Source organism: Ochrobactrum sp. SFR4 (assembly GCF_019730395.1).
Lineage (GTDB): Bacteria > Pseudomonadota > Alphaproteobacteria > Rhizobiales > Rhizobiaceae > Pseudochrobactrum.
The window spans coordinates 1-233 of record NZ_JAAPBB010001438.1; the positions used below are offsets into that span (position 1 = coordinate 1).

At 53.2% G+C, this 233-nt stretch carries 1 pseudogene; it reads right to left on the minus strand.

Annotation, left to right across the window (positions count from 1 at the left end):
* A pseudogene (locus tag HBA93_RS23775) lies at positions 1-233 on the minus strand (ABC transporter substrate-binding protein); the annotation flags it as partial.

Sequence of the window (233 nt, forward strand, 5' to 3'; positions counted from 1 at the left end):
CAAATGTGCCGACCGGCATTTTATAGCGCTCTTCAAACTTGGTTTTATAGGCAGTTACCAGTGGCTGTTGAGGATCATCTTTGCTGAGAAGGTCTGCAACCAGCAAAGCAGTACCCGGCAGGCGCACGCCATCCGCAGCCTGCTTACCGGCCAGTTCAATAAAGCCGGAAGAGGCAACGCCATGCGACTGATACAGCGGCAGCTCAATGCCGAGCTGATGATAGTTACGGGTT